This window comes from Paenibacillus sp. J22P15 (assembly GCF_056269345.1).
The window spans coordinates 1-21,372 of the sequence record NZ_JBWDNT010000020.1 but is presented as its reverse complement, the minus strand read 5'-3'; the positions used below and the strand labels follow the sequence as shown (position 1 = coordinate 21,372).

Sequence of the window (21,372 nt, the reverse complement as noted above, 5' to 3'; positions counted from 1 at the left end):
GCTTTTACTCGCCAAATACACTCTCAGCAAGCAGCTCAGCCACATCACGCGCGATCACTTTCTCGTCGGCACCCAGTGCCTTAAGTCCATCCTCCATCATCGTCAGGCAGTAGGGGCATGCCGAGCTGATGACCGAAGGTTTGACCTCCAGCGCTTGAGCGGTTCTCGCATGGTTGATGCGAGTTCCCGAATGCTCCTCCATCCACATGAGCCCGCCCCCCGCGCCGCAGCACATGCCGTTTGAGCGCGAGCGCTCCATCTCTTCAATCATTACGCCTGGAATAGAGCGAAGCAGGCTGCGCGGCGCTTCATAAGTATCGTTGTAGCGGCCGAGATAGCAAGAATCATGAACCGTTACTCGCTCTTCAATCGTATGCTCGGGTTTTAATAAACCTTCCTCAAGCAAACGCGCGAGCAGTTCCGTATGATGCTCAACGATAATACTCGTGCTGAGACCGAAGTCAGGATATTCATTTTTGAACGTATTGAACGTATGCGGGCATGCCGTCACGATTTGCGTAACGCCATACTTGTTAAGCGTCTCTATGTTCTCAAGGCAAAGCTCTTGGAAAAGCAGCTCATTGCCGATTCGTCTTGCTGTATCGCCTGAGCTTTTCTCCTCTAAACCAAGTGTTGCGAAGTTGATCCCCGCATGATCAAGCAGCCGCACCACATCGTACAAAACACGGCGGCTTCGCATATCATACGCTCCCATCGAGCCTGCCCATAGCAGAACGTCAGCCTTCTTCCCCTGCTTCTTAAGTTCCTGCATGGTTGGTACTCGAATACCGGTACGGCTCTCACAATCGCTGATCCAAGCGGCCCGCTCAGCTCTCGGCAAGCCCCAAGGGTTGCTTTGCCGCTCGATATTTTGCAGCGCTCGCTGGCCATCGGACGGCAGCCGCCCCTCCATTAGCACCAAATAACGGCGCATATCGATAATTTTGTCGACATGCTCATTGCCGACCGGACATTGATCCTCACAGTTGCGGCAGGTCGTACAAGCCCATAACTCCTCTTCCGTCAAAACCTCGCCAATCAACTCTACGTCCTCTGGTTTCGTGTCCTCCCGTATGCTCCATGCCCCGGCCTGCGCAGCCATAGTAGGTGCAATATTGGTGCCCCATTCGGATGCAGTTTCCCATGCTGGAGGCACCGCCCCCATCACATGGGCGTTAGGCGCTCGTAATTTGGATTGCATTAGGCTCGCTGGAAGCCATGGAGACTTAGATGTTATGGCAGCACCTTTCTCGGTTAAATGGTCCCTAAGCTTCACGATAAGATGCATCGGCGACAACAGCTTGCCGGTACTTGAAGCCGGACAAACATTTGTACAGCGGCCGCATTCGACGCACGAGTACAAATCAAGCATCTGTTTTTGCGAGAAATGCTCCACCTTCCCTGCACCGAAAGACTCCGCTTCCTCATCCTCCAAATTGAGCGGCACAAGCCGGCCGGGAGGTGTATTTCGCCGAAACCACAAATTGACCGGCGCGGTCAACAAATGAAAATGCTTCGACTGCGGCACGTACACAAGGAAACTAAGCAAAACAAGCAGATGCAGCCACCAAAATAATTCAAAACCAGCATGGGCAGCCGTACTTTGCGGCTTTATACCTGCGTTCTCCAGCATACTCGCGAGCGGTGCGCTAACTGGAGCGAAACTCGCCTCTACGATAGATGCGGCGGACTTATTTGCCGCTGTTATCGGACCGACACGGTCTTCCGCAGCTAATCTCTCAAAGGCTAATGACAATAAAATGGTCAGCATCAATGAGCCAATAAACCACATGACAAGCGACGGCTTCCACCCTCGCTTTAGCCGTGGCAGCCGCTCCCCGTAACGGCGAAAGGCTCCATACAGCACCGCAGCAAATACGAGCGTAACGGTCATCTCCTGCGTGAGCGAGAACCCATTATAGTAGGGCAGCGGCAGTGGAACACCTTGATTCAGCCCTTTCCAAATCAAATCCGCCGCACCAAACTGAAGCACAATAAAGCCGTAAAAATAAACCAAATGCATCACGCCGCTCTTCACATCGTTCAGCAGCTTTCGATGACCGAGCACTTGCGAGGTAAAGCTAGTTTTGCTGCTAGACTTACGTCGATACCGTTCAAATACCGCCGGCACTCCAAGCCTCATATACAGGATGCGCCTATGCACAACCATCGCGAACATGGCAATAGCAAACAGCACAACCACCGCGAACAACGCCCATCTTCCCCCTATCAACCATTGATCGACATTTCCAAGTGCCAAAAACGGTAGATCGATATTTCTGAGTGCCGAAAAAGATAGATCGATATTTCTGAGTACAGTAGACGATGGATCAACATTTCTAAGTTCCAAAAACGGTAGATCTATACTTCTGAGTGCCGTAAACGATGGCATACGCTCCGCCTCCCTTATATGCTGGCTTATTAAGCCGAGCACCTACGCGCGCAGTAGTCGGACAAGTATTGAAGCGCTTACAAAAATAGCCGCAGTGCTCCATGTATATGAGCTATGGACCTTGAACATGCCGCTCAGACGGCTATTGCAGACGGTCTATTCCATAGCAAAAAAACATATCCTAGCACTGATGGACAGTATCAACAAAATAGCGGTACAAGTGAGGGAACTCCTATGCTAAAAATAGTTGTACTTCTCAAGCAAACGTTCGATACCGAGGAAAAAATCATTGTCACACCTGCTGGCGTTGACGAAAAAGACGCCAAATTTGTAATCAATCCTTACGATGAGTATGCACTCGAGGAGGCACTTCGTCAGAGAGAGCGGCTCGGCGGTGAGGTCATTGTTATCACCTGCGGCTCCGAGCGCTCACAAGAGGCGCTGCGTACCGCACTGGCGATCGGAGCGGATGAAGCCATTCGGCTTGATAACACCAACTTGCCGGATGACAGCACCGCCGTTGCTGCTGCATTAGCTGCCGTAATTAAACCGCTCGCCCCAGATCTGCTGCTGGCCGGCTTATTTGCAGTAGACAGCGGATCTGGAAGCGTTGCTTTGCAAATTGCTGAGCGGCTTCATTTGCCCCATGCTGCTTCCGCGGTGAAGCTCACCCTCTTGACAGCTGACGAGCTTAGTTTATTGCCAGCTGATGAAGTGCTCGGCTCTCCTGCTACCGTGACCGCTGAGCGTTACGCATTAGTCGAGCGCGATGTCGAAGGAGATACAGAAACGGTATCGCTCCCTCTTCCTGCGCTCATTACCGCTCAGCAGGGATTAAACGAGCCGCGTTATCCGTCGCTGCCGGGCATCATGAAGGCGAAGCGCAAGCCGCTTCGTACGATTACTGTCGATGAGCTGATCGCAAGCGGCGCGCTCACTCTTGAGCAAGCTTCGCCTCGTACCACTCGGACGCAGCTGCTCCCTCCCCCGCCTCGCGCAGCGGGCAAGCGCCTCCCCGGCGAGCCCGCCGCACAAGCAGCAGCGCTAGTTTCTCTTCTTCGGGAGGAAGCAAAGCTGTTGTAGGCTTGGCTTCGGTAGAGGTGAAATTGGTAGTGGATGGTGGATGGTGGATTGATGAGAGTTAGACGAAAAGACAGATGTATAGCGGTGGACGAGAGGCAGGCGAAGAAGACAGCTGTATAGCGGTGGATGAATGAGCTTCGGTTGAGGAGTGTCGGAGTATCTGGCAGACGAGATCAGACGAAGATGACAGCTGTATAGCGGTGGTTGAATGAGCTTCGGTTCAGCAGGAGTCGGAATATCTGGCGGACGGGAGGCAGATGAAAATGGCAGCTGTATAGCCGTGGACGAGAGGCAGACGATGATGACAGCTGTATAGCGGTGGATGAATGAGCTTCGGTTGAGCAGAAGTCGGAGTATCTGGCGGACGAGATCAGACGAAGATGACAGCTGTAATACGATGGATGAATGAGCTTCGGTTAAGCAGAAGTCGGATTATCTGGCGGACGAGATTAGACGAAGAAGACAGCTGTAATATGGTGGATGAATGAGCTTCGGTTAAGCAGAAGTCGGATTATCTGGCGGACGAGAGGCAGACGAATATGACAGCTGTATAGCGGTGGGTGAATGAGCTTCGGTTGAGCAGAAGTCGGATTATCTGGCGGTCGAGATTAGACGAAGAAGACAGCTGTAATATGGTGGATGAATGAGCTTCGGTTGAGCAGTGTCCGAGTATCTGACGGACCAGAGCGTCATACGGAAAGCACCTCTTTGACCGTGAATGACGAGCGGGAGTGGAACTTCGGCAGAACTTCGGCGGGTGGCTAGCGTGAAACCAAAAGGAAAACTGTTGCTAGCAAATACTCATGACTTTCTTACTCGACTGTAGCTTGGATGCAGAGATTACCTCTCCCTCTAACAGCAGCTTAAGTAACCAACAGGGTGTGCAGCTTTGCAACTTGTGCAATAGGACAATTAATAGAACTGTGCTAACTAAGCTACATTGTAGTTTCTGCAATGTAATCGAAGGTTCATCCTCGCCGACCAACCTACATTGCACTTTGTGCAGTAGATTCACGCTCGGAAGGCACTCAAACGTGATTATCCGTCCTTTCTGCTGCATTTCTGCAACGTAGCACTCGTTTAGGGCTCTCATGTGAGGTTTCTGTTGTACTTTCTGCAATGTAGAGTTGTGTGCGGGTAGATGAGCAAAGTTAGTGGGGAGCATTACAGTGTAGGAAACCTGTGCGGGTAGATGTCAGTCTGCGGAACTTTGATAACTAAGCTACATTGCAGTTTCTGCAATGTAATAAGCCGTACATCCTAGCCAGACAACCTACATTGCACTTTGTGCAGTAGAATCACGCTCAGAAGGCACTCAAACGTGATTATCCGTCCTTTCTGCTGCATTTCTACAACGTAGCACTCGTTTAGGGCTCTCATGTGAGGTTTCTGTTGTACTTTCTGCAGTGTAGAGTTGTGTGCGCGTAGATGAGCAAAGTTAGTGGGGAGCATTACAGTGTAGGAAACCTGTGCGGGTAGATGTCAGTCTGCGGAACTTTGCTAACTAAGCTACATTGTAGTTTCTGCAATGTAATAAGCCGTATATCCTAGCCAGCCAACCTACATTGCACTTTGTGCAGTAGAATCACGCTCAGAAGGCACTCAAACGTGATTATCCGTCCGTTCTGCTGTATTTCTACAACGTAGCACTCGTTTAGGGCTCTCACGTGAGGTTTCTGTTGTACTTTCTGCAGTGTAGAGTTGTGTGCGGGTAGATGAGCAAAGTTAGTGAGGAACATTAGTTTGTCTAACCACTGTCGATTAAAAAAGTTAGTTTGGCGAGGCTATGATTCAAAAAAAACTAGTTCTACGTTTGTTGATTGAGCTTAGTTTATTCGTAAAAGCTGTGAGAGAGGAGATGAATCCTATGTCCAAAACGATCCTCGTATTTGCTGAAAGCCGGAACGGCGCACTCCGCCGAGTGGCGCTGGAGGCACTCGGCGCAGCACGGCGGCTCGCAGGCAACGACGGCACTGTTCACGCCGTCATTGCCTGCTTCGGCGGCGCGGCGGAAGACGCCGCCGCGCTAACCGCGCGGGGCGCGGACGTCGTGCATATTGCCGACGATCCGGCCCTCCGCGCCTTTGCGCCCGAGGCGTACATCGCCGCCCTCGGCGCAGCAATGGCTGCGGTGCAGCCGGACGCGCTATTGCTCGGCCACACCGCTATGGGGCGCGAGCTCGCGCCCCGTGTGGCCGCAGCCTATGGCGCCGGCCACATTGCCGACGTCATCGCCATCGAAACAACAGACGATGGCGATGACGCCTTGTTCATTCGCCCGCTCTACGCCGGCAAGGCGTTCGAGCGGCGCAGCTTCGTACCGGGCCAGCCGTGGGTAATCACGGTGCGCCCGAACAATTTGCCAGTGGCGGAACCGCTTGACGCCGCCGAAATTAAGGGCACCGTTGCGGAGCTGCCCTTCACGGTGCCGCCGCTCTACACCGCCGTGCGCAGCCTTGTGCGCCGCGCCGGCGGCCAGCTTGATCTAGCCGAAGCCGACGTCGTCGTATCCGGCGGTCGAGGCGTCCGCAGCGCAGCTGGCTTTGAGCCGCTGCAAGCAATGGCAACCGCGCTCGGAGGTGCAGTTGGCGCCTCGCGCGGCGCATGCGACGCCGGCTACTGCGATTATGCCCTTCAGATTGGGCAAACCGGTAAAGTCGTCACACCGCAGCTGTATATTGCCTGCGGGATCAGCGGCGCTATTCAGCATTTGGCTGGCATGAGCCAATCCCGTGTCATCGTCGCCATCAACAAAGACCCCGACGCCCCTATTTTCAGCGTAGCTGATTACGGCATCGTAGGTGATTTGTTCGAGGTTGTGCCCTTATTAACAAGTGAGCTGCAGCGCGTACGTCCTTAATAAGTCTCACCAGTCAGACATCCAGCCATAATCTACCCACAGTCGTGCGTTTATTGGCGAACCTGTCTTAATAAAAGATTAACCCAATTAACTATGCTCATTTCACCACATAGTCCATCTTCTACCACAGCTCAAAGTGCAGCATTTCCCATAAACAAAAGCGTCCTCCCCTGCTTGGCTTCTTAAAGAGCCAATAAGGAGAGAACGCTTTGTTTTGTCGTGCTGTTTCTTACCTATGCAAAATCAGGACGAATTTCGCGAATACAATCCGGTGACTCGTACAAATCATCATGTACCGCATTAGTAACAGGGTAAGCGCGCATGAGATACGTGTCCATAGCCTCCAGATGCTTCCGCAGTCCGCTGAATTCTGTAATACGCGGATTAAGCCAATCCTCTATTCCTTCATCATCCAAAATAACTGGAACCCGAGGCTGCCATACCGACATCGCTCCTGTCGAAGCTGCAGTAATCATCGTAAAGGCACGCACTTCTTTGCCGTTTACGTTTTTCCAGCAATCGTAAATGCCCGCAATGCCGAATAACGGCTGACTTGGAACGACGATGTGCATCGCCCTCGGATCACGTTCTACTCCGAATTGCTTTTGTCCAAAAAAACCGCTGCATGGCAGGACACATCTCTGTCTTCGCAGCATTCTATCTAGAAAAGGCTTCTCGGAAAGCGTCATATGATCCGCATTAATCGCATCCTTCGCCCAGAAAGGAAAAAGCCCCCATCTCGACTCCGCCATTGTCCGCTGATCAAATCGATCATTCATTACAATGGATACCGTCTGAGTTGGAGCCGCATTAAAGCGGTTCGTATGTCCTCGAATGACCTTGCCTACATTAAACATCTCCACTATATCGCCAATTTCTGCTGTTAACGAAAACCGTTCAATCATCGCGACCACCCTTTTCACGTTGTTGAATCCAGTTTTTGTTAAAGTGTCGAAATTTATGCAGCATTTCTAGTTAGAATCATTTATCTTACGCGTTGTTAAAAATAGTACCGTGCTTCCTGATCGTACAATTTACATCGTAAATCGTTTTCGGAATTTCAGTGGGGGCATACCCGTATGTGATGCAAACAGCCTTGAGAAATGCGGCGTCTGCCGGAAGCCCGTTTCCTCTGCAACTTTTGCAATGGTCCAATCTGTCTTAATAAGCAGCAGCTTCGCTTGATCCAATCTGTAATAGAGTAAATATTGCTGCGGTGTGCAGTCAAACACCTCACTCATACAGCGTGTAATGTAATTAGTATGTAGTTGAAGTACATCACTCAGCATCGTGTTGCTGATCGGAGCACGATAATTCAGCTTTAAGTAGGCAGCCGCACGCTCCGCAACGGATACAGCTGCTTTGGCCGCATCCGAACGCCAGCCTTCATCCAGCATTTGAAGCAAATGCAGAAAACGCTGTTGGCGATCCCAGAATGCACCGTGAGACGAGCTTTTGGCAGCCTCATGCAGCTGTGAGAAGATAAGATTCGCTTCATCTGGATACGTCAGCTTCATTTTTTTGGGCAGACGAATGGCATAGGTATAGTAGTCGCCTCTAAGCGACCCGCTTTGATTTCCAACCGTCTCTTCCCAAGCACCTACTGTCTGAAAATGTATCCAATCAAATACGGTATCTTCCTCACAAGGACGCGTCGAATAATGCCAGCGGTCGGGCCTAAGAATAAGTACATCTCCCGGCTCGAGAGTCCAGCTGCGATTATCCTCTGCTACATGCAGCGCGCCTTTGTTTACATACAACAAATCAAATACGCCAAGGTTGGTCCGATTCGGATGCTCCTCGCCAGCGCGATAAACCAATCGGTCAGACTCTATGAAAAATGGCAATGGTGGTGAACGAAACGTTAGTAATAGCTCTTCTGACAACCTAATCTCTCTCCTTATACAGTTTTGCGAAGCAAAACTTACTTCTAACAGCATATGATTATTTATGAATTGCAAAATAAATCCTTCATGCAATACACATGTGCAAATATGCAAAAAACGACTCCTGCTCATGTTACTTGAAAACCATTTCATTTGTCTACAACAAAACAAATCCCCCGACATTCCTCAGCCGGGAATGGTTTGGGGGATTATTATTTACGCTATCCATTTTAGTGCATATTTTACATAACTAACTGTACTGCTGATCCAGGATTAACCTTAAAGGCTTCTGCTTCCGGCATTACGCTTTTGATCAAATACATATAATCGTAGGATCGCTCAAGCGATTCCTCATTGGGTACAAAAACAACCTGGTTCCCGCTTAAGAGTGAGAGCACTTCTATGCGAGTAGGAAGCTTCTCAAAGGCGCTCATGCAAAAAACGGATGTCATATGGAAAAGCAATTGAAGTGATTCTTCATCCATATCAACAGACAGCTTTTGGACGATATAATCACTAGGAGAACCTTCCTGATCTGCAGAAACCAAATGAAAGATTTGCGATAGCTCCAAATCAAGCTCCTCAACATAGGCAGTCATCTGCTCATAGAAAACAATCGGCATGAGCGGGCATGAATCGCCAAGCAAAAAGGAAGCTAACTGTTCTTTAATCGTTTGTTTCATTTGCAAAAAATGCTCATCCGAATGAAATTTATAATTTCGGTTTGTCCACCAATACTCAACTGACGTATTTATCGTTTCTCTGGTTCGCGTCTCTTTGGGATGTCTATAAAAGTCATTTACACTGTGACTGGCTGCGAATTGAACCAATTGTCTCCAATTCACATCCCGCCCCTGCTTGCGGCTGGACTTTCTTTTGGCGAACCTTTCAGGACATCGCAGCAGCTCTTCTAACTTATAATCCTCTACTCTTAAGATCGCTGGCATCTGCTCCATCATTATTATCCTGCTACCGCTGCGAGACTCGCGATCTGGCGTCCTAATCTCCTGCCTTGCTCCTTCTCTTCTTCAGACGGGTTGTATTCAAATTTAATGCACTCGCCTGCCATTTCTGCGCCGAGCTCCTTTAGCTTCGCTTCAATTGTATCCACCGCGCCGCAATAGATCGGATATGATGTATCACCTGATCCAAATACTGCCGCTTTTTTTCCGCTTAGATCAAGTGATTCCATCTCATTGAAAAAATCAATAAACTCATCTGGCAGTTCGCCATCACCCCAAGTATATGCACCAATAATAATGCCATCATAATCATTAAGCTCACTCGCGCTAGCGTCGAAAGCTTCCTTCGAAACAACCTCTGCACCAGCTAACCTAGCGCCTTCTGCAATAGCTTCCGCCATTTCCTCTGTATTTCCCGTCATACTTGCATACACCACCAGTACTTTAGACAACTGTCATTCCTCCCATTCCTATTTATTTATCCTTTAGCTTGTAATGTTTGTATGCCTTCAAAGAGGGTTGCAAGATAGAGATTCCCCCCGTACGTATCTATATCCGTAACAGGATAGCCTAGCTTAACAGATAGCAGTGTTACTTGATTACAAAGGAGTGTGAGCTTGAAGAGTCCACGATCCGTGCAGACATAAACGTCGTTGCCCTTAGCGAGTACAGAAAAAATAAAACGATTACCGAAGCGAATTTTATCAAAGCGACCTTGCTTATCACCGATGAACAGCTCACCTTGATCACTTGCTCCAATTAAATGACCTTTGAACACAGCCAAGCTTGTTATGCTTGCTGCCAGCTCAAAATGTGCCCAATCATCCATAAAGCGATCATATAATGAAATTCCATTCTCATGCCCAATGATCAAATATTGGGGTAAATTCAAAAAATCGAAGACTCGTTTATCATTACAAGCGATTTGCTCCCATCTGGAGCCTGCTTTAGACCAAAGACCATATTCTGTTGCCGCATAACTTGTTCCGCCTATTTTGCGAAATTGATAACATGGTATGGATATACCATCATTGACCCATGCTTCTCCGCTCCACTCGAATAGGCCGCTGCTTGTGCAAGCATGGAGCAAATCATGCTGCAGCTGCAGCCGCTTCACATTGTTCAGATCGTCCATTCCTGAGCCCAGCTTCTCCCAGCCGCCTTCATCATCAATCTGATAAATTCCGTGGCCGACTGAAGCCGCAAATACGCAGTCAGGTCCTGCCTTTATCGATGAAAAGGGAAAGAGCAGCCAATTCCAAGGCTTACTTGTTTCAGTTTGCATCACTCTCACTCCTTAATAAATGATCGCTTTTTCGTTTCCAAAAAGCTGGATATGCTGCGTAATCTGCGTTAAACAGGCAGCTTATGACGTATATTTCGACCGAGAATCTGCTTCTCACTATGAATTTCAGTTAACCTTCACTTAGTGATAATGATTATCACTTTCGTATACATGATAAACATTCTCACTATTGATGTCAATCCTATTCTTCGTCTCTGCTTAAAATATCGATCATCTCGACACAAATCGTGCCAATATCATAGATGATTTCGGTATCCATCGTTGCGCCATAGGTGAATATGCCCGCCGAACCGTCAGCCACAACAAAAGCGTTCTCCGGAGAATGCGTCGGATTGCACACAAGACTTCCGGGACAAGCTGTACCCTCGGGCGCTTCCACCATGAAGTCAAGGAAGAACCTGACTGCCCCCTTGACGAGCGGATACGCCTTCTCCCTAAGGAAAACGTCATCAAAATTATACAGATAATGCTCATATAAATGTCTGCACATCCAGGCGGCACCTATCGGCCAGATACCAAGAATATCAAAAAAGGTGACCGTTGAACCCCAAATATCCGAAGCCTGTCTAGCCCGAGCGGCGATGAGCGGAATCTTTAAGGGCTTGATAAGCAAATCCGCCGCCGCTGGCAAGCGTGGAGCGTATGGGGTTTTCAAAGGAGCAGAACATCCGTATTTCGAAGCCGTCATAGCCACGTTTAACCATGACCGGTTCTCGTAGTGCAATGGTCTGCCCGGCAAAGCCGGGATGGCGTTCTCGAATGAGATAAGCCACCATTGCACGGAGAGGTTCGTCATGGTTGGCTAAGATGACAGATACGAAATACGCCGGATGTGGCTCATTGAAAACGACAGGAGCGAAGTGCCAGCGCTGCAGAATCGTTCTGCGAATCAAGCCCCGCCCTTTTCTTCTTCGAGATTTCTCACAAGGGTTTTGTCTTTCAAGAAGGTTTTCTTCTTCGAGATCTGCTTCTCCTCCGGTACTGGTGGCCACCGCTTGAATCCGAAGGCACCGCACCGCGGCGGTGGCATCCTTCCGGGCGTAGCCCCGCATCGACTCCGATCTAGCCCACGAACAAAAAGCCGGTTGGCAACCTGTGGCTGCTGACCGGCTTCGGTAGAAAAGATCGCAAAGAAGACCTAAACATTAAAAAATCCCCTCCATTGGTTCTGTTTCTGGCTTACACACTGTTAAGTGTACTAGACTCAAATCCAATTTCGGGGCTTAAGAGGAACTTCGTGCTCTTGCGGGGGATTTAGCTATGGTACTTCAGCAAATCGGAGTTACATAAAATAGAGGTCGCTAAGTATTAACCGAACGGTCCTTCTACTTATTTAACGACAAAATCCCAAGGAAGTGGCCCCTTCCTTGGGATTTTGTCACGCTTAACCTCAACTCACTTGCAGTCGCTGGACATCTGGTTACTACCGGAAGGTGTGGAACCTCGTAAGTAGGTTCCATCAACAAACCAGCCACGACCTAGAGGGCCATCTAGATCTTCTTAGGTGATGCCATGACTTAGCAGACGTGACCCTGCCATTAAAACGAATGATTAGTTATTAGTTCCCCTTGTAGCTCATGGCAGCTAGGCAGTAACGAGTCCACGTTAGTAGTTATTCGCTACTGTTTAGGGGTACGACAACTATTCTGACACAGGGGGGTATCCCGTACTTCATTCCATATCGAAATCGATTAGTCTTGAATCAGGTTGTAGATCACTTGTGCTGCTTCTGCACGTGTCATAGCACTCTTAGGATCAAACTTTCCATTATCGCGTCCATTAATAAGCTTCAATTCAGCTGCAGTAGCTACATTTGTTTTTGCCCAAGCTGAGATTTGCAACTCATCAGTGAAGTGCGTAGAAGAAACCTTATCCACCTTGCCATTCATGACCTCATAAGCTCATAGAGGGATGCCATTATTTCGAATGGCATCCCTGGTTCGGTTCCAATAAGCCTTGAATGTCTAATTAGTTATTCGTTTGGATCAGGTTGTAGATGACCTGGGCGGATTCCGCGCGGGTCGAAACGCCGTCGGGAACGAAGTTGCCCGAAGAGCGTCCCTTAATCAGGTGAAGACCGCCAGCCGCTTTCACGTAATCGAAAGCCCACGACGAGACGCGTTCCATATCGTTAAACGGCGCGCTTCCCGACGCAACCGGTTGCTGCCCGTGCAGCAAGCCGTACGCCTTCATCATCATCGTGACCATTTCTTCCCGCGTGATGGTACCGTTCGGATCGAAGCTGGAAACGCTTTTGCCCGTGACAATGCCTGCTTGGTACGCGATGGAAATCGGTTTGGCATACCAGGCATTCGCGGATACGTCGGTAAATTTAACGTTGCTTTCCGCCTTCAGCTTTAACGCGTTAACGAGCAGAGCCGTAAATTCGGCTCGAGTGATCGATCTATCCGGCTCGAATGCCGTTTCGCTCGTTCCTTTGACGATCTGCTTCGCCGCCAACTCCCGAATGACGCTGTAGGCCCAATGCTTCGAACCGACGTCCAGGAAATCGACGGATACTTGCAGAACGGCATATTTGCTGAAATGGCTGATTGCCGCGACCATCTCGCCGCCTTCAAGCTTTCCTCCGATGTATTCGAGCTTGCCGTCGTCGGAAATGTAATAGATGCCGGCCGTTTTCGGATCGACTTCCGTACCGACCTTCAGCCGAATCGTGATCGGTTGGTCGAACCGGGTCAAATACACCGTTTTACCGCTCGCCGAAGTGATCGACAAGCTGAATTCGAATATTTCTCCCGCCGCTTTGATCGTGGCGTTCGACGCGGATTTGCCTTTGGACAGCACATCATTCGCTTCGGAAGAGGTCAGCGGTACAAGCTTGAGCGAGATCGAAGCGTCCTTCAATTCGCTAGCGGGCAGTTTAGCTTCCAACTGCTTGAGAAGTTCTGCCGGAACCTCGAGAGTCAACTTGTCCGACTTCAGCTCGAGCTTGTTATTCGAAAGCGCCTCGGATGAGTTGGACGGCAATTTGACTTCGGTCGTGCCGCTCGGCAGTTCGACGGTCACTTTGCCATTCCCGTTGCCGATCAGTTTGTCCGCCGGAAGCGTTAGAGTACCTTTGTCATCGGTATGATCTTGTTTTCCGCTTGGAGTGACGTTTGAAGGTCCCTGCGGCGTAACATCCGATCGGTCAATGGTGATAATGCATATACCTTGAACTCCACCATCATTCGAAGACTTGGCGCGTACTGCCACCTCTCCACTATAAGCGGACGCTTTCAGTAGACCATTTTGATCGATGGAAGCTTTATTTGTTTTCGTACCATCCAAATTCACAACGCTCCACTTCACGTTTTGCTCTGAGGCGGTAAACTGCATCGTATCTTTAGTTAGGACGTTCAAGTCGCCGTCAGGCTTCACGATGACATTATTCTCATCTGTGGTGTAATTCCGATAATAATTGTGAGTTTTGTCGGTAAGTTTCATAGAAATCGTGTTTTCATAGTTGGGCTTAACCACAACTCTCTTATATATACCAGAAAGAAGCGAGGTAGGAAAACCCCAAGCGTTATTGATGGCCAGACTTACCGATCCGTCCTTGTTGATGTTTGTGCGCACCGAGCCATTTCCGTCGCCCAGCACCGCTAGTGTCGTTCCTATCCCATCAAAACCCATTTCCGCATAGTGGACATTTGTTTTGGAAGCACGAAAATCCGTCGTTCCACGTCCACCCTCATCATCGCGGCCAAAACTAAAGAAATCCTTGTCATCGTCCTTCCACTCCATGGTTGGTTTTACTCCAAATTCGCGCTTCCATTCGGTTTCCTTGACAGCGGTGCCTTCTAAGCGGCCAAGCTGGTTTTCCGGATAATTGCTCAGATAACCGTCCCGCACCCAAGAAATTTTGTCTGCGGTAGATGGCAGATCGAAGGACACGCCGACCTCATAGCTGTTAATAGCAGAAGTGTTGGATAGCTTGTAACGAGTGTCTATCCTGCCATACGCATCAATGGTGAGAATAAAGGTGCAGCCCATAGAACCGTACTGACCGTCTATGATGACAACAACCGCGCCTTCTTCCGTTTTTGCTTGAATCTGATTCAGTTTCCATTCGCCCAGCGTATTCATTCCTAGATTCAGATGCGGTCCTCCCGCCAAAACTGTCTCTTCTTTGACGGAACCATTTGTAATCTTACCTGTGAGCTTATTGAATTCCAGTGAGAAATCCTTCCCTGTTACCTTAATGGCGTTGTTGGTTTCCACAAGCTCAGGTGCTGTATCGCCTGACTGGGCAAACAAATACACAGGATTGCCAATCGTGACCACGTTGGTTACTACATTTCTGCGTATACCATTGGTCGTTTTATAAAATTCGACCGTGATTTTGTCACCTATTCCCCATCCTTCCTCCGGCGCAGGGATGGAAATATTACCACTATTCTTTGGTGCTAGATCACTCCTGAGAGACCCCTGCGGTATATCGTTTATGGAATACATGATTTCAAAATCCTGATTATTAAATGCGACTGTCTCATATCGGTTTTCGTATGGAAGTTTTAGTTCCTTGCTCACTCCAGGATATTTTACTGCATCCTCCCCCTTGTATTGCACGGGCGAATATATGTTTTTGGTAGCCCATATTTCAGGCTTCTCACGACCCCAAGCATCAACTAGTCCCCAGTTACCGTTCCCCATCACTTGGTTTTTACCTTCATAGAAGTTGTCACTAAAATTCCAGATGGCTCCCCCCATATCGAAGGGCTTCTTGTAGATCTCCTCCCAGTGATACTGAAGGTTCTGATAATAATTTTCTCTGAAACCAGGATCAAATTGCATGTCGGGTTCATCACCTTGGGCGTAGGGATGGGCGTATTCGTCATTCAAGATTACTCTCCCTTCCCATTCATCCCCCGTACTATAGTGACTGCTATAGATATCGATAGCCGGAGAGGTTTCTGGATCCAGCACTCCATACGAGAAAATGATTGGTCTGGACGGATCCACAGCCTTGATGTATTGGCTAACAATATTATAATTTTCGCCCCATTTGGATTCATTACCGATGGACCATATGATAATGGACGGGTGACTTCTGTCCTTTTCTACCATTTCACTTACCATGTTGAGCTCATATGTCTGGTAATACGGCATATCCTCGGCTCCATCTTTTATCCAACCCCTTCCAGCAAAGGTTACAGAACTTTCCTGCTCTACGAAAAAACCAAGTTCATCGCAGAGGTTTAAAAATTTGTCGGAAAGCGGATTGTGCGCAGCGCGGATGAAGTTGATGTTGTTTTTCTTTATTTCTTCCAAATACTTCTTATCAATTTCGAAATCATAACCCATATATTCGGTTCCATAAACTGTAAAACCATAGTTGACTCCACGCAGCTTTGTAGGAATACCATTGACTTTAAACACCTTTGTTCCATCCACAGACTCAATGGTGATTTCGCGGAAGCCAATCTTCCTAACCACTGTTTCTACGGTTTTGTTATCCACCACAAGTTCAGCGGTTAATGTATAGAGATTAGGGTGCTCCGGATCCCATTTAGCAGGATCTTGGATTGGAATGGTGACGCTCGTATCCTTAAAATTTTCCGTAATGTGGATTGTATTTGTATCTAAATCTGTGTTGGTATCTAAATCGACAGAGTTGCCTTTCATGTCTTTCAAGGTTAGCCTCACTTCAGCGCTCTTGCCATCCTCTAAATCCGTGTTTGCTGTCACGGTCAGGTTCGCGTCCTTATATTGATCGTCCAAGTCAGACTCTACATTCAGACGGTTCAAATAAGTCTTTGGAGTCGCATACATGGTAATGTCACCCAAAATACCACGATAAGTGCGTAACTCGAGGAAACTCAACCAATTTCCATCGTCGTCTAAGCTGCCTTCGGTGGTTATCGAAACGGTGATCCAGTTTTTCTGACCGGGCATCAAATAATCGGTGATATCAGCGTCCCAGGCGTTGAACGCACCGCGGTGGTCACGCACATAATGGCCGTTAACCCATATACGAGAATAGTTATGAGCATTATCGACCCGAAGGAACACCTTTTGGCCTGCGAAATCTGCCGGTACGTCAATTTCTCTTTTATATACCATTTCCTTATTATTGCCGGGATAGAAAAAATGCTCGATAGCATATCCGAAGCTGTAGTGTTTGTCTGGATTTTCCGGATCATAAACAGGGATGCCTTGCGCGTCCAGATCACCAGGGACTTTTACTGTATCCCAGTGGGATAGATCAGTGGTATTTCTCCAGAATCCATCTTGTGGGTACATTGCGAATTTCCATTCTCCATTTAGAGATATGACCGGCTCTGCGACCCCTTCTACTCGATCGGGAATGGGATTTACCACCACGCGGTCATATATATCTGTTTCAGGGTTATTATACATAGGAATTTCCGGTACCGATTCACTCTCTTTACCAGTCACCTTAATTTCCTTGATGCCATAGGTTGCGCCATCTTTCGCATCAAAAATCTTAAACCGCATATACTGGCGGTGATTTTCCAGATTGACTATCGCATGCTCTTGCCCCGGTTTGCCCATGTCGGTTTCATAGTATTTATACCAAGTATTATTATTAGAGGATGTTTCAACCAAGTATTTGTAGTTGGCGCCGTCGTCCTCCCAAATGATTTTCATACCGGAGAAATCAAATGGAACGCCGAAATCAATTTTGAACCACTGATCCTTACTGGCCTGCCAAACCGTACCTTCGTTGCCGTCGTTGATATTTATCGGATTGTCACCACTCTGAGCTGTAACAGTTTTGCCAACTCCGACGTTTTCATTTTCGGTGACGTAAACGAACTCGTATACCGGTGTGTTACTAGCCTGACTTTTAGCATAGGCGAGTATTTGCGTATATCCATTGATGGTGATAGGTTGGGTATACTCATTGGCGTTATGAGAAGTCGTTGGGTCACTTCCGTCTGTGGTATAGAAAATATGAGATTCCGGCAGATAACTGCTCAAGGTGACTGTTGCGCCATTTTCTACTATTCCACTATCCGGAGATGCGTCCATATACCTCATCAAGTAGCTAAAAGTATTTACGTCGGAATCAATCATCCCATCTTTTCTGGCATAGGCCTTGATGGTAACATCACCGCTAAATTCAATAGGCTCTACATAACGCTGCTTCGTTTCCGAGGTTAGGGGATCAGAACCATCGATAGTGTAAAAAATCTCCGCATTAAACGGTGCGCTTAAGATAATTTTCCAGCCTTTAGGAAGTGTACTGCCACTTTTTACACCGCTTGTTACCGACGGCACTCTAGAAGTATCGTAAACTTCTAGCTCAGTGATCACCACCCATGTCGCTCCATCCAATATTTCGATTTTTACATAAGTCGCTTCCGCAGAGGCAAAGTTTACCACAATATCACGATCACGCTCACTGTCCTGTACCGTATGGGTAACTGCTTCCGTCCAGTTTTCACCGTCCTCAGACGTAGATACCTGAAATTGATTGAGTGCAGGTAAACTACCAAAGATACTACTCGAATCTTTCAATATAATGGTGTCCACTTTGCTCTTATTTTTCAGTTTCAGAGTCAAGTCAAAAAGCTGTCCCACATTTCCTTGGGCATAAGAATTCAAATTCCCGTCCACCGCATGGCTGGCGGGGTGACCGGGGTACTCCGGCACGTTTAAGGTTGCCGTAGTCTCTTTGGCCAAATTCGTAAAATATTTCGGGTAAAGCTCAGGACTTAGTGTTTCACCAACGTCTGGAGCACCAGAGTCAATGACAGCAGGAGCAGCGAAAGCTGTAATCGGTAGTCCTGAAATCGCAAGGCATACGCAGAGCGTCATCGCCAACACCTGGCATAAGCGGTATGTTGCTTGTTTTGTAGCTCTAAAGCCTTTTTTAGACTGGTTACGGAGTTCTATTTTCATTGCCATTCTCCTCGTCGTTTTGATAGGCTTTCCGCCTTTTTTGAGCACTTCCGGAAAGTGAAATCGATTAGTCTTGAATCAGGTTGTAGATCACTTGTGCTGCTTCTGCACGTGTCATAGCACTCTTAGGATCAAACTTTCCATTATCGCGTCCATTAATAAGCTTCAATTCAGCTGCAGTAGCTACATTTGTTTTTGCCCAAGCTGAGATTTGCGACACATCAGTGAAGTGCGTAGTAGAAACCTTATCCACCTTGCCATTCATGACCTCATATGCTCTTAACAGCATAGTTGCCATTTCTAGCATGGCCATCTACCCAGAGCTTAACGCTATTTCCTTCCATATGAACCGTGTACTCAGAAGTATCACCATCTTTTGGGATATATCCGCTTCCTTCGTAGCTAATATTGCCCTTCCATTCACCGTTTTTAAACAAACTGGTGTGCCAGTTTCCGCTTACATCATGAACTAAAGTGGTTAAGTACTCCCCATTGTCTCGGATGATCAAACCAAATCGGTCATAGGCGCTTGAACTAAGCCTAATCTTGTAATAGCCGTCCTGGATCATCGGTGACTGGGTAAATAGCTGCTGGTCATAGGGTAAAAGAGTAGTAGTTAACTTTCCATCCTGGATCTTCTCAGAAACTGTGCCTGTCAATTCATCGATGCTTGAGTCATCCGGCAACTATGTATAATCTCGTTCAAATCGATCACTGCTCGTTACTGTTACCGCTTGAACAAGCTGCGACAAGTCAGAATAGCTGGAATCCGTAACAGTTTCTCCTGAATTCTCATTAAGATTAAGAACTGACTCGATTACGGGTGATTTGCCCATTTCAGAGTCTGTGGACTTTCCATCATATGCAACTCCGATGCCCGGCATAGCTTGCATAAGCAAAAACATAGCAGCCAAGAATGAAACACTTACCTTTTTGTGAAGGCTTCTTCTAATTTTCTTCATCTGCGTTTGTTCTCCTCCATCAATTCGTATTCAACTCACTGATTAAAACAGTTCAATCACTACCTACTTTTTTAATGCTCTAGCTTCAAGAAACAAATCGATAGAACACCCCCTTTCTAAAATATTCGCTATTTGTGGCTGATCCGAGCAATCAAGCTCAAAAACCAGCCTTTATGTGTAATCTGATAATTCTGTTTCCAGATTGTCGCAGAAAACATCTGACTGTTATCGGCATATCAGGCCCCTTCCTATCAATCGTCTATGCTTGCTACAAGCAGCTCACATCATGAGAACAACTGCGGTCACAATTGTGAGCGCTTCCAAATAGTTGCGCGAGTCTTTTTAACCATTTGTCGCTTGATTTCGGTTATACTACCCTCTAACTGCATCATTCTCATAGATTCCACGTGTAGTCGTACAACTCGTGCTCTCGCTTCCGATCATGATCCGCTCCGGAATATGCTCATGGTCGCGAATATATTGATCTTCTCTTTGACCATAGTTATAGCCCGTAATATCCACTGAATCGCTATAGCCACCCTCGTTCCATCCATGATTCATGCAAGCAATGGTTGGACGGGTAGGATCGATCGAATGCGTGATTCGAGATAAAGTATCCAGCATCCGAGGCATTAGAACCGCCCTACTCCCTAGTTCGCGAATTGAGATTGGGTCGGTTCTACAAGGTTGCCGCTTACTTGCCGTTAGCAGATTTCCACTAATTGATTTGCTTTTGCGCGTCTTCGATCAACTTGGCCATTCCGGCTTTGTTCAGACGATCCACGTATTTCGAAATGGTCTTTTCCGGATCGACTGTTCCCTCATAACGGCAGGAATCAATTCGCTCAAAATCGCATTTACTTGAGCGTATTCTTGCTTCAAGGTATCCGGATTGTACAAGAATCCCAGTAGTGGTGAAGCAGACGACGTATCGTTCAACTGTTTGAGTTGATCCATTGTGACTGGGGAGGCATTGCCCGAATAATCGTTGAACAGGTTACCATCCTCCCAGTACTTAATTCATAGAATAATAACAGCCAACCCGCCGGTACGGCTGGAATAACTGCTTCCTTTTATTCCTTCTGCCTCATGGGAGATCCAAAAATTTCATCGCATATAGCAACGCCCAGTCCTGATCGTTGGCCCAAGGATCATAATATCCTGCCATCCTATGATTGACCGAGTGGGGATACAGATACGCACACGAACCAAAACCATCCGCATCGAACAAGCATAAATTACCGCGAAGAATCGTGTTCGCTTTCTTGTTGAATTCACTCCGACCGGTCGCTTGATAATAATACTTGTAGGCAATAGCCGTTAACGTGCTCCAGTAGTGGGGAAAGGTATCTCCCAAGAGAGATGGCTCAGCGTCTACTCATCTAAACGTCCTGAGTGTACCTCCTCTTGATAAAATCTTGGCCGCACGGTGCCAATATATTGTGGAGAAGCAGCAATGCCTGGATAAGAATCGAAAGAACAATATTACGGACAAAAGCATGATGATCATAATGCGGGTCGCGAGAGAATTGGAATGGGCGTCCTGCTGGCGTCGTACCTAAGCCGGCAGCCGAAATCAACTGTTGATCATGAGATGATGGCGAAGAGCATGGAGTTGTATTACGACTTCATGCTGCGCGAGTTGTATGATGAGAAGAGCGGCACGGTTTTCAAACTTGATCAGGGGTAAATTGGATTTCTGTGCGCGAAGCCATCGAGTCGGTATGATCATATTTATTCAATATGAAGTTGCCCCAAACACGGCTCCCTTCGATCCAATTCATGCCGTACGGATCCTTGGGGTGAACCAGGGAACGAAGCCCCCCGGTTGCCTTGCCCACTTCGATTTGAAATTGGTTGTTAGCTAATATAAATGGTTTGGACATTGAGATCCAATCCTTCTCCAATTTCTATTCCTTGACCGAGCCCAACATAATACCTTGAATGAAATACCGCTGCATGAACGGATAGACCACCAAAATGGGAATCATCGAAATAACGATTTTGGCCGCATTCAATGTCTTGTTCGAAAGCATGGCAGCCTGCCGC

The 21,372-nt window shown here is 47.8% G+C and carries 21 protein-coding genes and 1 pseudogene; 4 read left to right on the top strand and 18 right to left on the bottom strand.

Annotation, left to right across the window (positions count from 1 at the left end):
• Window positions 1-4: 4 nt before the first annotated feature.
• Window positions 5-2,179, bottom strand: a complete 2,175-nt coding sequence (locus tag AC0YN6_RS25445) for a (Fe-S)-binding protein (RefSeq protein WP_475750512.1) — start codon at window positions 2,177-2,179, stop codon at window positions 5-7.
• 447 nt (window positions 2,180-2,626) lie between these two features.
• Here AC0YN6_RS25445 and AC0YN6_RS25440 point away from each other — a divergent pair, with 447 nt between their 5' ends.
• The 3 genes from AC0YN6_RS25440 to AC0YN6_RS25430 all read left to right on the top strand — a co-directional run bounded on the left by AC0YN6_RS25440 (window position 2,627) and on the right by AC0YN6_RS25430 (window position 6,335).
• Entirely contained in the window at window positions 2,627-3,475 is an 849-nt protein-coding gene (locus AC0YN6_RS25440; protein WP_475750404.1) for an electron transfer flavoprotein subunit beta/FixA family protein, read from the top strand.
• Window positions 3,476-4,114: 639 nt separating this feature from the next.
• Window positions 4,115-4,240 carry a hypothetical protein gene (locus AC0YN6_RS25435; protein WP_475750403.1) on the top strand — a complete coding sequence of 42 codons (126 nt, stop codon included), beginning with the start codon at window positions 4,115-4,117 and terminating at the stop codon, window positions 4,238-4,240.
• Between the two features lie 1,102 nt (window positions 4,241-5,342).
• Complete coding sequence (locus tag AC0YN6_RS25430; protein WP_475750401.1) at window positions 5,343-6,335, top strand: electron transfer flavoprotein subunit alpha/FixB family protein; 993 nt, start codon at window positions 5,343-5,345, stop codon at window positions 6,333-6,335.
• Window positions 6,336-6,568: 233 nt separating this feature from the next.
• On the opposite strand, the gene AC0YN6_RS25425 is transcribed toward AC0YN6_RS25430, so the two are convergent.
• The 15 genes from AC0YN6_RS25425 to AC0YN6_RS25355 all read right to left on the bottom strand — a co-directional run bounded on the left by AC0YN6_RS25425 (window position 6,569) and on the right by AC0YN6_RS25355 (window position 20,680).
• Entirely contained in the window at window positions 6,569-7,240 is a 672-nt protein-coding gene (locus AC0YN6_RS25425) for an SOS response-associated peptidase (RefSeq protein ID WP_475750400.1), read from the bottom strand.
• A gap of 129 nt (window positions 7,241-7,369) precedes the next feature.
• Window positions 7,370-8,221, bottom strand: a complete 852-nt coding sequence (locus tag AC0YN6_RS25420; protein WP_475750399.1) for an AraC family transcriptional regulator — start codon at window positions 8,219-8,221, stop codon at window positions 7,370-7,372.
• A 242-nt stretch (window positions 8,222-8,463) separates the two neighbouring features.
• The gene (locus AC0YN6_RS25415; RefSeq protein ID WP_475750397.1) at window positions 8,464-9,180 is read right to left on the bottom strand and encodes a hypothetical protein; all 717 of its coding nucleotides are present in this window, start codon (window positions 9,178-9,180) and stop codon (window positions 8,464-8,466) included.
• A 2-nt stretch (window positions 9,181-9,182) separates the two neighbouring features.
• Window positions 9,183-9,635, bottom strand: a complete 453-nt coding sequence (locus tag AC0YN6_RS25410) for a flavodoxin (RefSeq protein ID WP_475750396.1) — start codon at window positions 9,633-9,635, stop codon at window positions 9,183-9,185.
• 26 nt (window positions 9,636-9,661) lie between these two features.
• Entirely contained in the window at window positions 9,662-10,468 is an 807-nt protein-coding gene (locus AC0YN6_RS25405; RefSeq protein ID WP_475750394.1) for a hypothetical protein, read from the bottom strand.
• Window positions 10,469-10,670: 202 nt separating this feature from the next.
• Window positions 10,671-11,102: a glycosyl hydrolase family 95 catalytic domain-containing protein gene (locus tag AC0YN6_RS25400; protein WP_475750393.1), complete on the bottom strand. Its 432-nt coding sequence runs from the start codon at window positions 11,100-11,102 to the stop codon at window positions 10,671-10,673.
• On the bottom strand, window positions 11,056-11,541 hold the full coding sequence (locus AC0YN6_RS25395; protein ID WP_475750391.1) for a hypothetical protein: 486 nt from the start codon (window positions 11,539-11,541) through the stop codon (window positions 11,056-11,058). The genes AC0YN6_RS25400 and AC0YN6_RS25395 overlap by 47 nt, the downstream gene beginning before the upstream one ends.
• Before the next feature lie 639 nt (window positions 11,542-12,180).
• Complete coding sequence (locus AC0YN6_RS25390) at window positions 12,181-12,378, bottom strand: S-layer homology domain-containing protein (protein WP_475750390.1); 198 nt, start codon at window positions 12,376-12,378, stop codon at window positions 12,181-12,183.
• 79 nt (window positions 12,379-12,457) lie between these two features.
• On the bottom strand, window positions 12,458-18,361 hold the full coding sequence (locus tag AC0YN6_RS25385) for a glycoside hydrolase family 2 TIM barrel-domain containing protein (RefSeq protein WP_475750388.1): 5,904 nt from the start codon (window positions 18,359-18,361) through the stop codon (window positions 12,458-12,460).
• A gap of 67 nt (window positions 18,362-18,428) precedes the next feature.
• The gene (locus AC0YN6_RS25380) at window positions 18,429-18,626 is read right to left on the bottom strand and encodes an S-layer homology domain-containing protein (protein ID WP_475750386.1); all 198 of its coding nucleotides are present in this window, start codon (window positions 18,624-18,626) and stop codon (window positions 18,429-18,431) included.
• A 4-nt stretch (window positions 18,627-18,630) separates the two neighbouring features.
• Complete coding sequence (locus AC0YN6_RS25375; protein ID WP_475750385.1) at window positions 18,631-19,047, bottom strand: hypothetical protein; 417 nt, start codon at window positions 19,045-19,047, stop codon at window positions 18,631-18,633.
• Window positions 19,048-19,323 carry a hypothetical protein gene (locus tag AC0YN6_RS25370; RefSeq protein ID WP_475750383.1) on the bottom strand — a complete coding sequence of 92 codons (276 nt, stop codon included), beginning with the start codon at window positions 19,321-19,323 and terminating at the stop codon, window positions 19,048-19,050.
• Window positions 19,324-19,695: 372 nt separating this feature from the next.
• Window positions 19,696-19,956 carry a hypothetical protein gene (locus AC0YN6_RS25365; protein WP_475750381.1) on the bottom strand — a complete coding sequence of 87 codons (261 nt, stop codon included), beginning with the start codon at window positions 19,954-19,956 and terminating at the stop codon, window positions 19,696-19,698.
• A gap of 85 nt (window positions 19,957-20,041) precedes the next feature.
• Complete coding sequence (locus tag AC0YN6_RS25360; protein ID WP_475750510.1) at window positions 20,042-20,164, bottom strand: DUF3502 domain-containing protein; 123 nt, start codon at window positions 20,162-20,164, stop codon at window positions 20,042-20,044.
• A 246-nt stretch (window positions 20,165-20,410) separates the two neighbouring features.
• On the bottom strand, window positions 20,411-20,680 hold the full coding sequence (locus tag AC0YN6_RS25355) for a hypothetical protein (protein WP_475750379.1): 270 nt from the start codon (window positions 20,678-20,680) through the stop codon (window positions 20,411-20,413).
• A 177-nt stretch (window positions 20,681-20,857) separates the two neighbouring features.
• Here AC0YN6_RS25355 and AC0YN6_RS25350 point away from each other — a divergent pair, with 177 nt between their 5' ends.
• Entirely contained in the window at window positions 20,858-21,013 is a 156-nt protein-coding gene (locus AC0YN6_RS25350) for a hypothetical protein (protein ID WP_475750377.1), read from the top strand.
• Here the strand turns inward: AC0YN6_RS25350 and AC0YN6_RS25345 are convergent.
• Both AC0YN6_RS25345 and AC0YN6_RS25340 read right to left on the bottom strand, forming a co-directional pair.
• Window positions 20,994-21,209, bottom strand: coding sequence for a hypothetical protein (locus tag AC0YN6_RS25345; RefSeq protein ID WP_475750376.1), 216 nt, complete (start codon window positions 21,207-21,209; stop codon window positions 20,994-20,996). The genes AC0YN6_RS25350 and AC0YN6_RS25345 overlap by 20 nt on opposite strands.
• Before the next feature lie 24 nt (window positions 21,210-21,233).
• A pseudogene (locus tag AC0YN6_RS25340) lies at window positions 21,234-21,372 on the bottom strand (carbohydrate ABC transporter permease); the annotation flags it as partial.

What these genes read in the sequence shown, in the direction of transcription:
- AC0YN6_RS25445 (WP_475750512.1), bottom strand. Translation starts at nt 2,179, where the DNA reads ATGTTCGCGATGGTTGTGCATAGGCGCATCCTGTATATGAGGCTTGGA.
- AC0YN6_RS25430 (WP_475750401.1), top strand. Translation starts at nt 5,343, where the DNA reads ATGTCCAAAACGATCCTCGTATTTGCTGAAAGCCGGAACGGCGCACTC.
- AC0YN6_RS25440 (WP_475750404.1), top strand. Translation starts at nt 2,627, where the DNA reads ATGCTAAAAATAGTTGTACTTCTCAAGCAAACGTTCGATACCGAGGAA.
- AC0YN6_RS25405 (WP_475750394.1), bottom strand. Translation starts at nt 10,468, where the DNA reads ATGCAAACTGAAACAAGTAAGCCTTGGAATTGGCTGCTCTTTCCCTTT.
- AC0YN6_RS25350 (WP_475750377.1), top strand. Translation starts at nt 20,858, where the DNA reads ATGGGCGTCCTGCTGGCGTCGTACCTAAGCCGGCAGCCGAAATCAACT.
- AC0YN6_RS25365 (WP_475750381.1), bottom strand. Translation starts at nt 19,956, where the DNA reads ATGCCTCGGATGCTGGATACTTTATCTCGAATCACGCATTCGATCGAT.
- AC0YN6_RS25370 (WP_475750383.1), bottom strand. Translation starts at nt 19,323, where the DNA reads ATGAAGAAAATTAGAAGAAGCCTTCACAAAAAGGTAAGTGTTTCATTC.
- AC0YN6_RS25415 (WP_475750397.1), bottom strand. Translation starts at nt 9,180, where the DNA reads ATGATGGAGCAGATGCCAGCGATCTTAAGAGTAGAGGATTATAAGTTA.
- AC0YN6_RS25390 (WP_475750390.1), bottom strand. Translation starts at nt 12,378, where the DNA reads ATGAATGGCAAGGTGGATAAGGTTTCTTCTACGCACTTCACTGATGAG.
- AC0YN6_RS25345 (WP_475750376.1), bottom strand. Translation starts at nt 21,209, where the DNA reads ATGTCCAAACCATTTATATTAGCTAACAACCAATTTCAAATCGAAGTG.
- AC0YN6_RS25385 (WP_475750388.1), bottom strand. Translation starts at nt 18,361, where the DNA reads ATGAAAATAGAACTCCGTAACCAGTCTAAAAAAGGCTTTAGAGCTACA.
- AC0YN6_RS25435 (WP_475750403.1), top strand. Translation starts at nt 4,115, where the DNA reads ATGAATGAGCTTCGGTTGAGCAGTGTCCGAGTATCTGACGGACCAGAG.
- AC0YN6_RS25425 (WP_475750400.1), bottom strand. Translation starts at nt 7,240, where the DNA reads ATGATTGAACGGTTTTCGTTAACAGCAGAAATTGGCGATATAGTGGAG.
- AC0YN6_RS25380 (WP_475750386.1), bottom strand. Translation starts at nt 18,626, where the DNA reads ATGAATGGCAAGGTGGATAAGGTTTCTACTACGCACTTCACTGATGTG.
- AC0YN6_RS25395 (WP_475750391.1), bottom strand. Translation starts at nt 11,541, where the DNA reads ATGCGGGGCTACGCCCGGAAGGATGCCACCGCCGCGGTGCGGTGCCTT.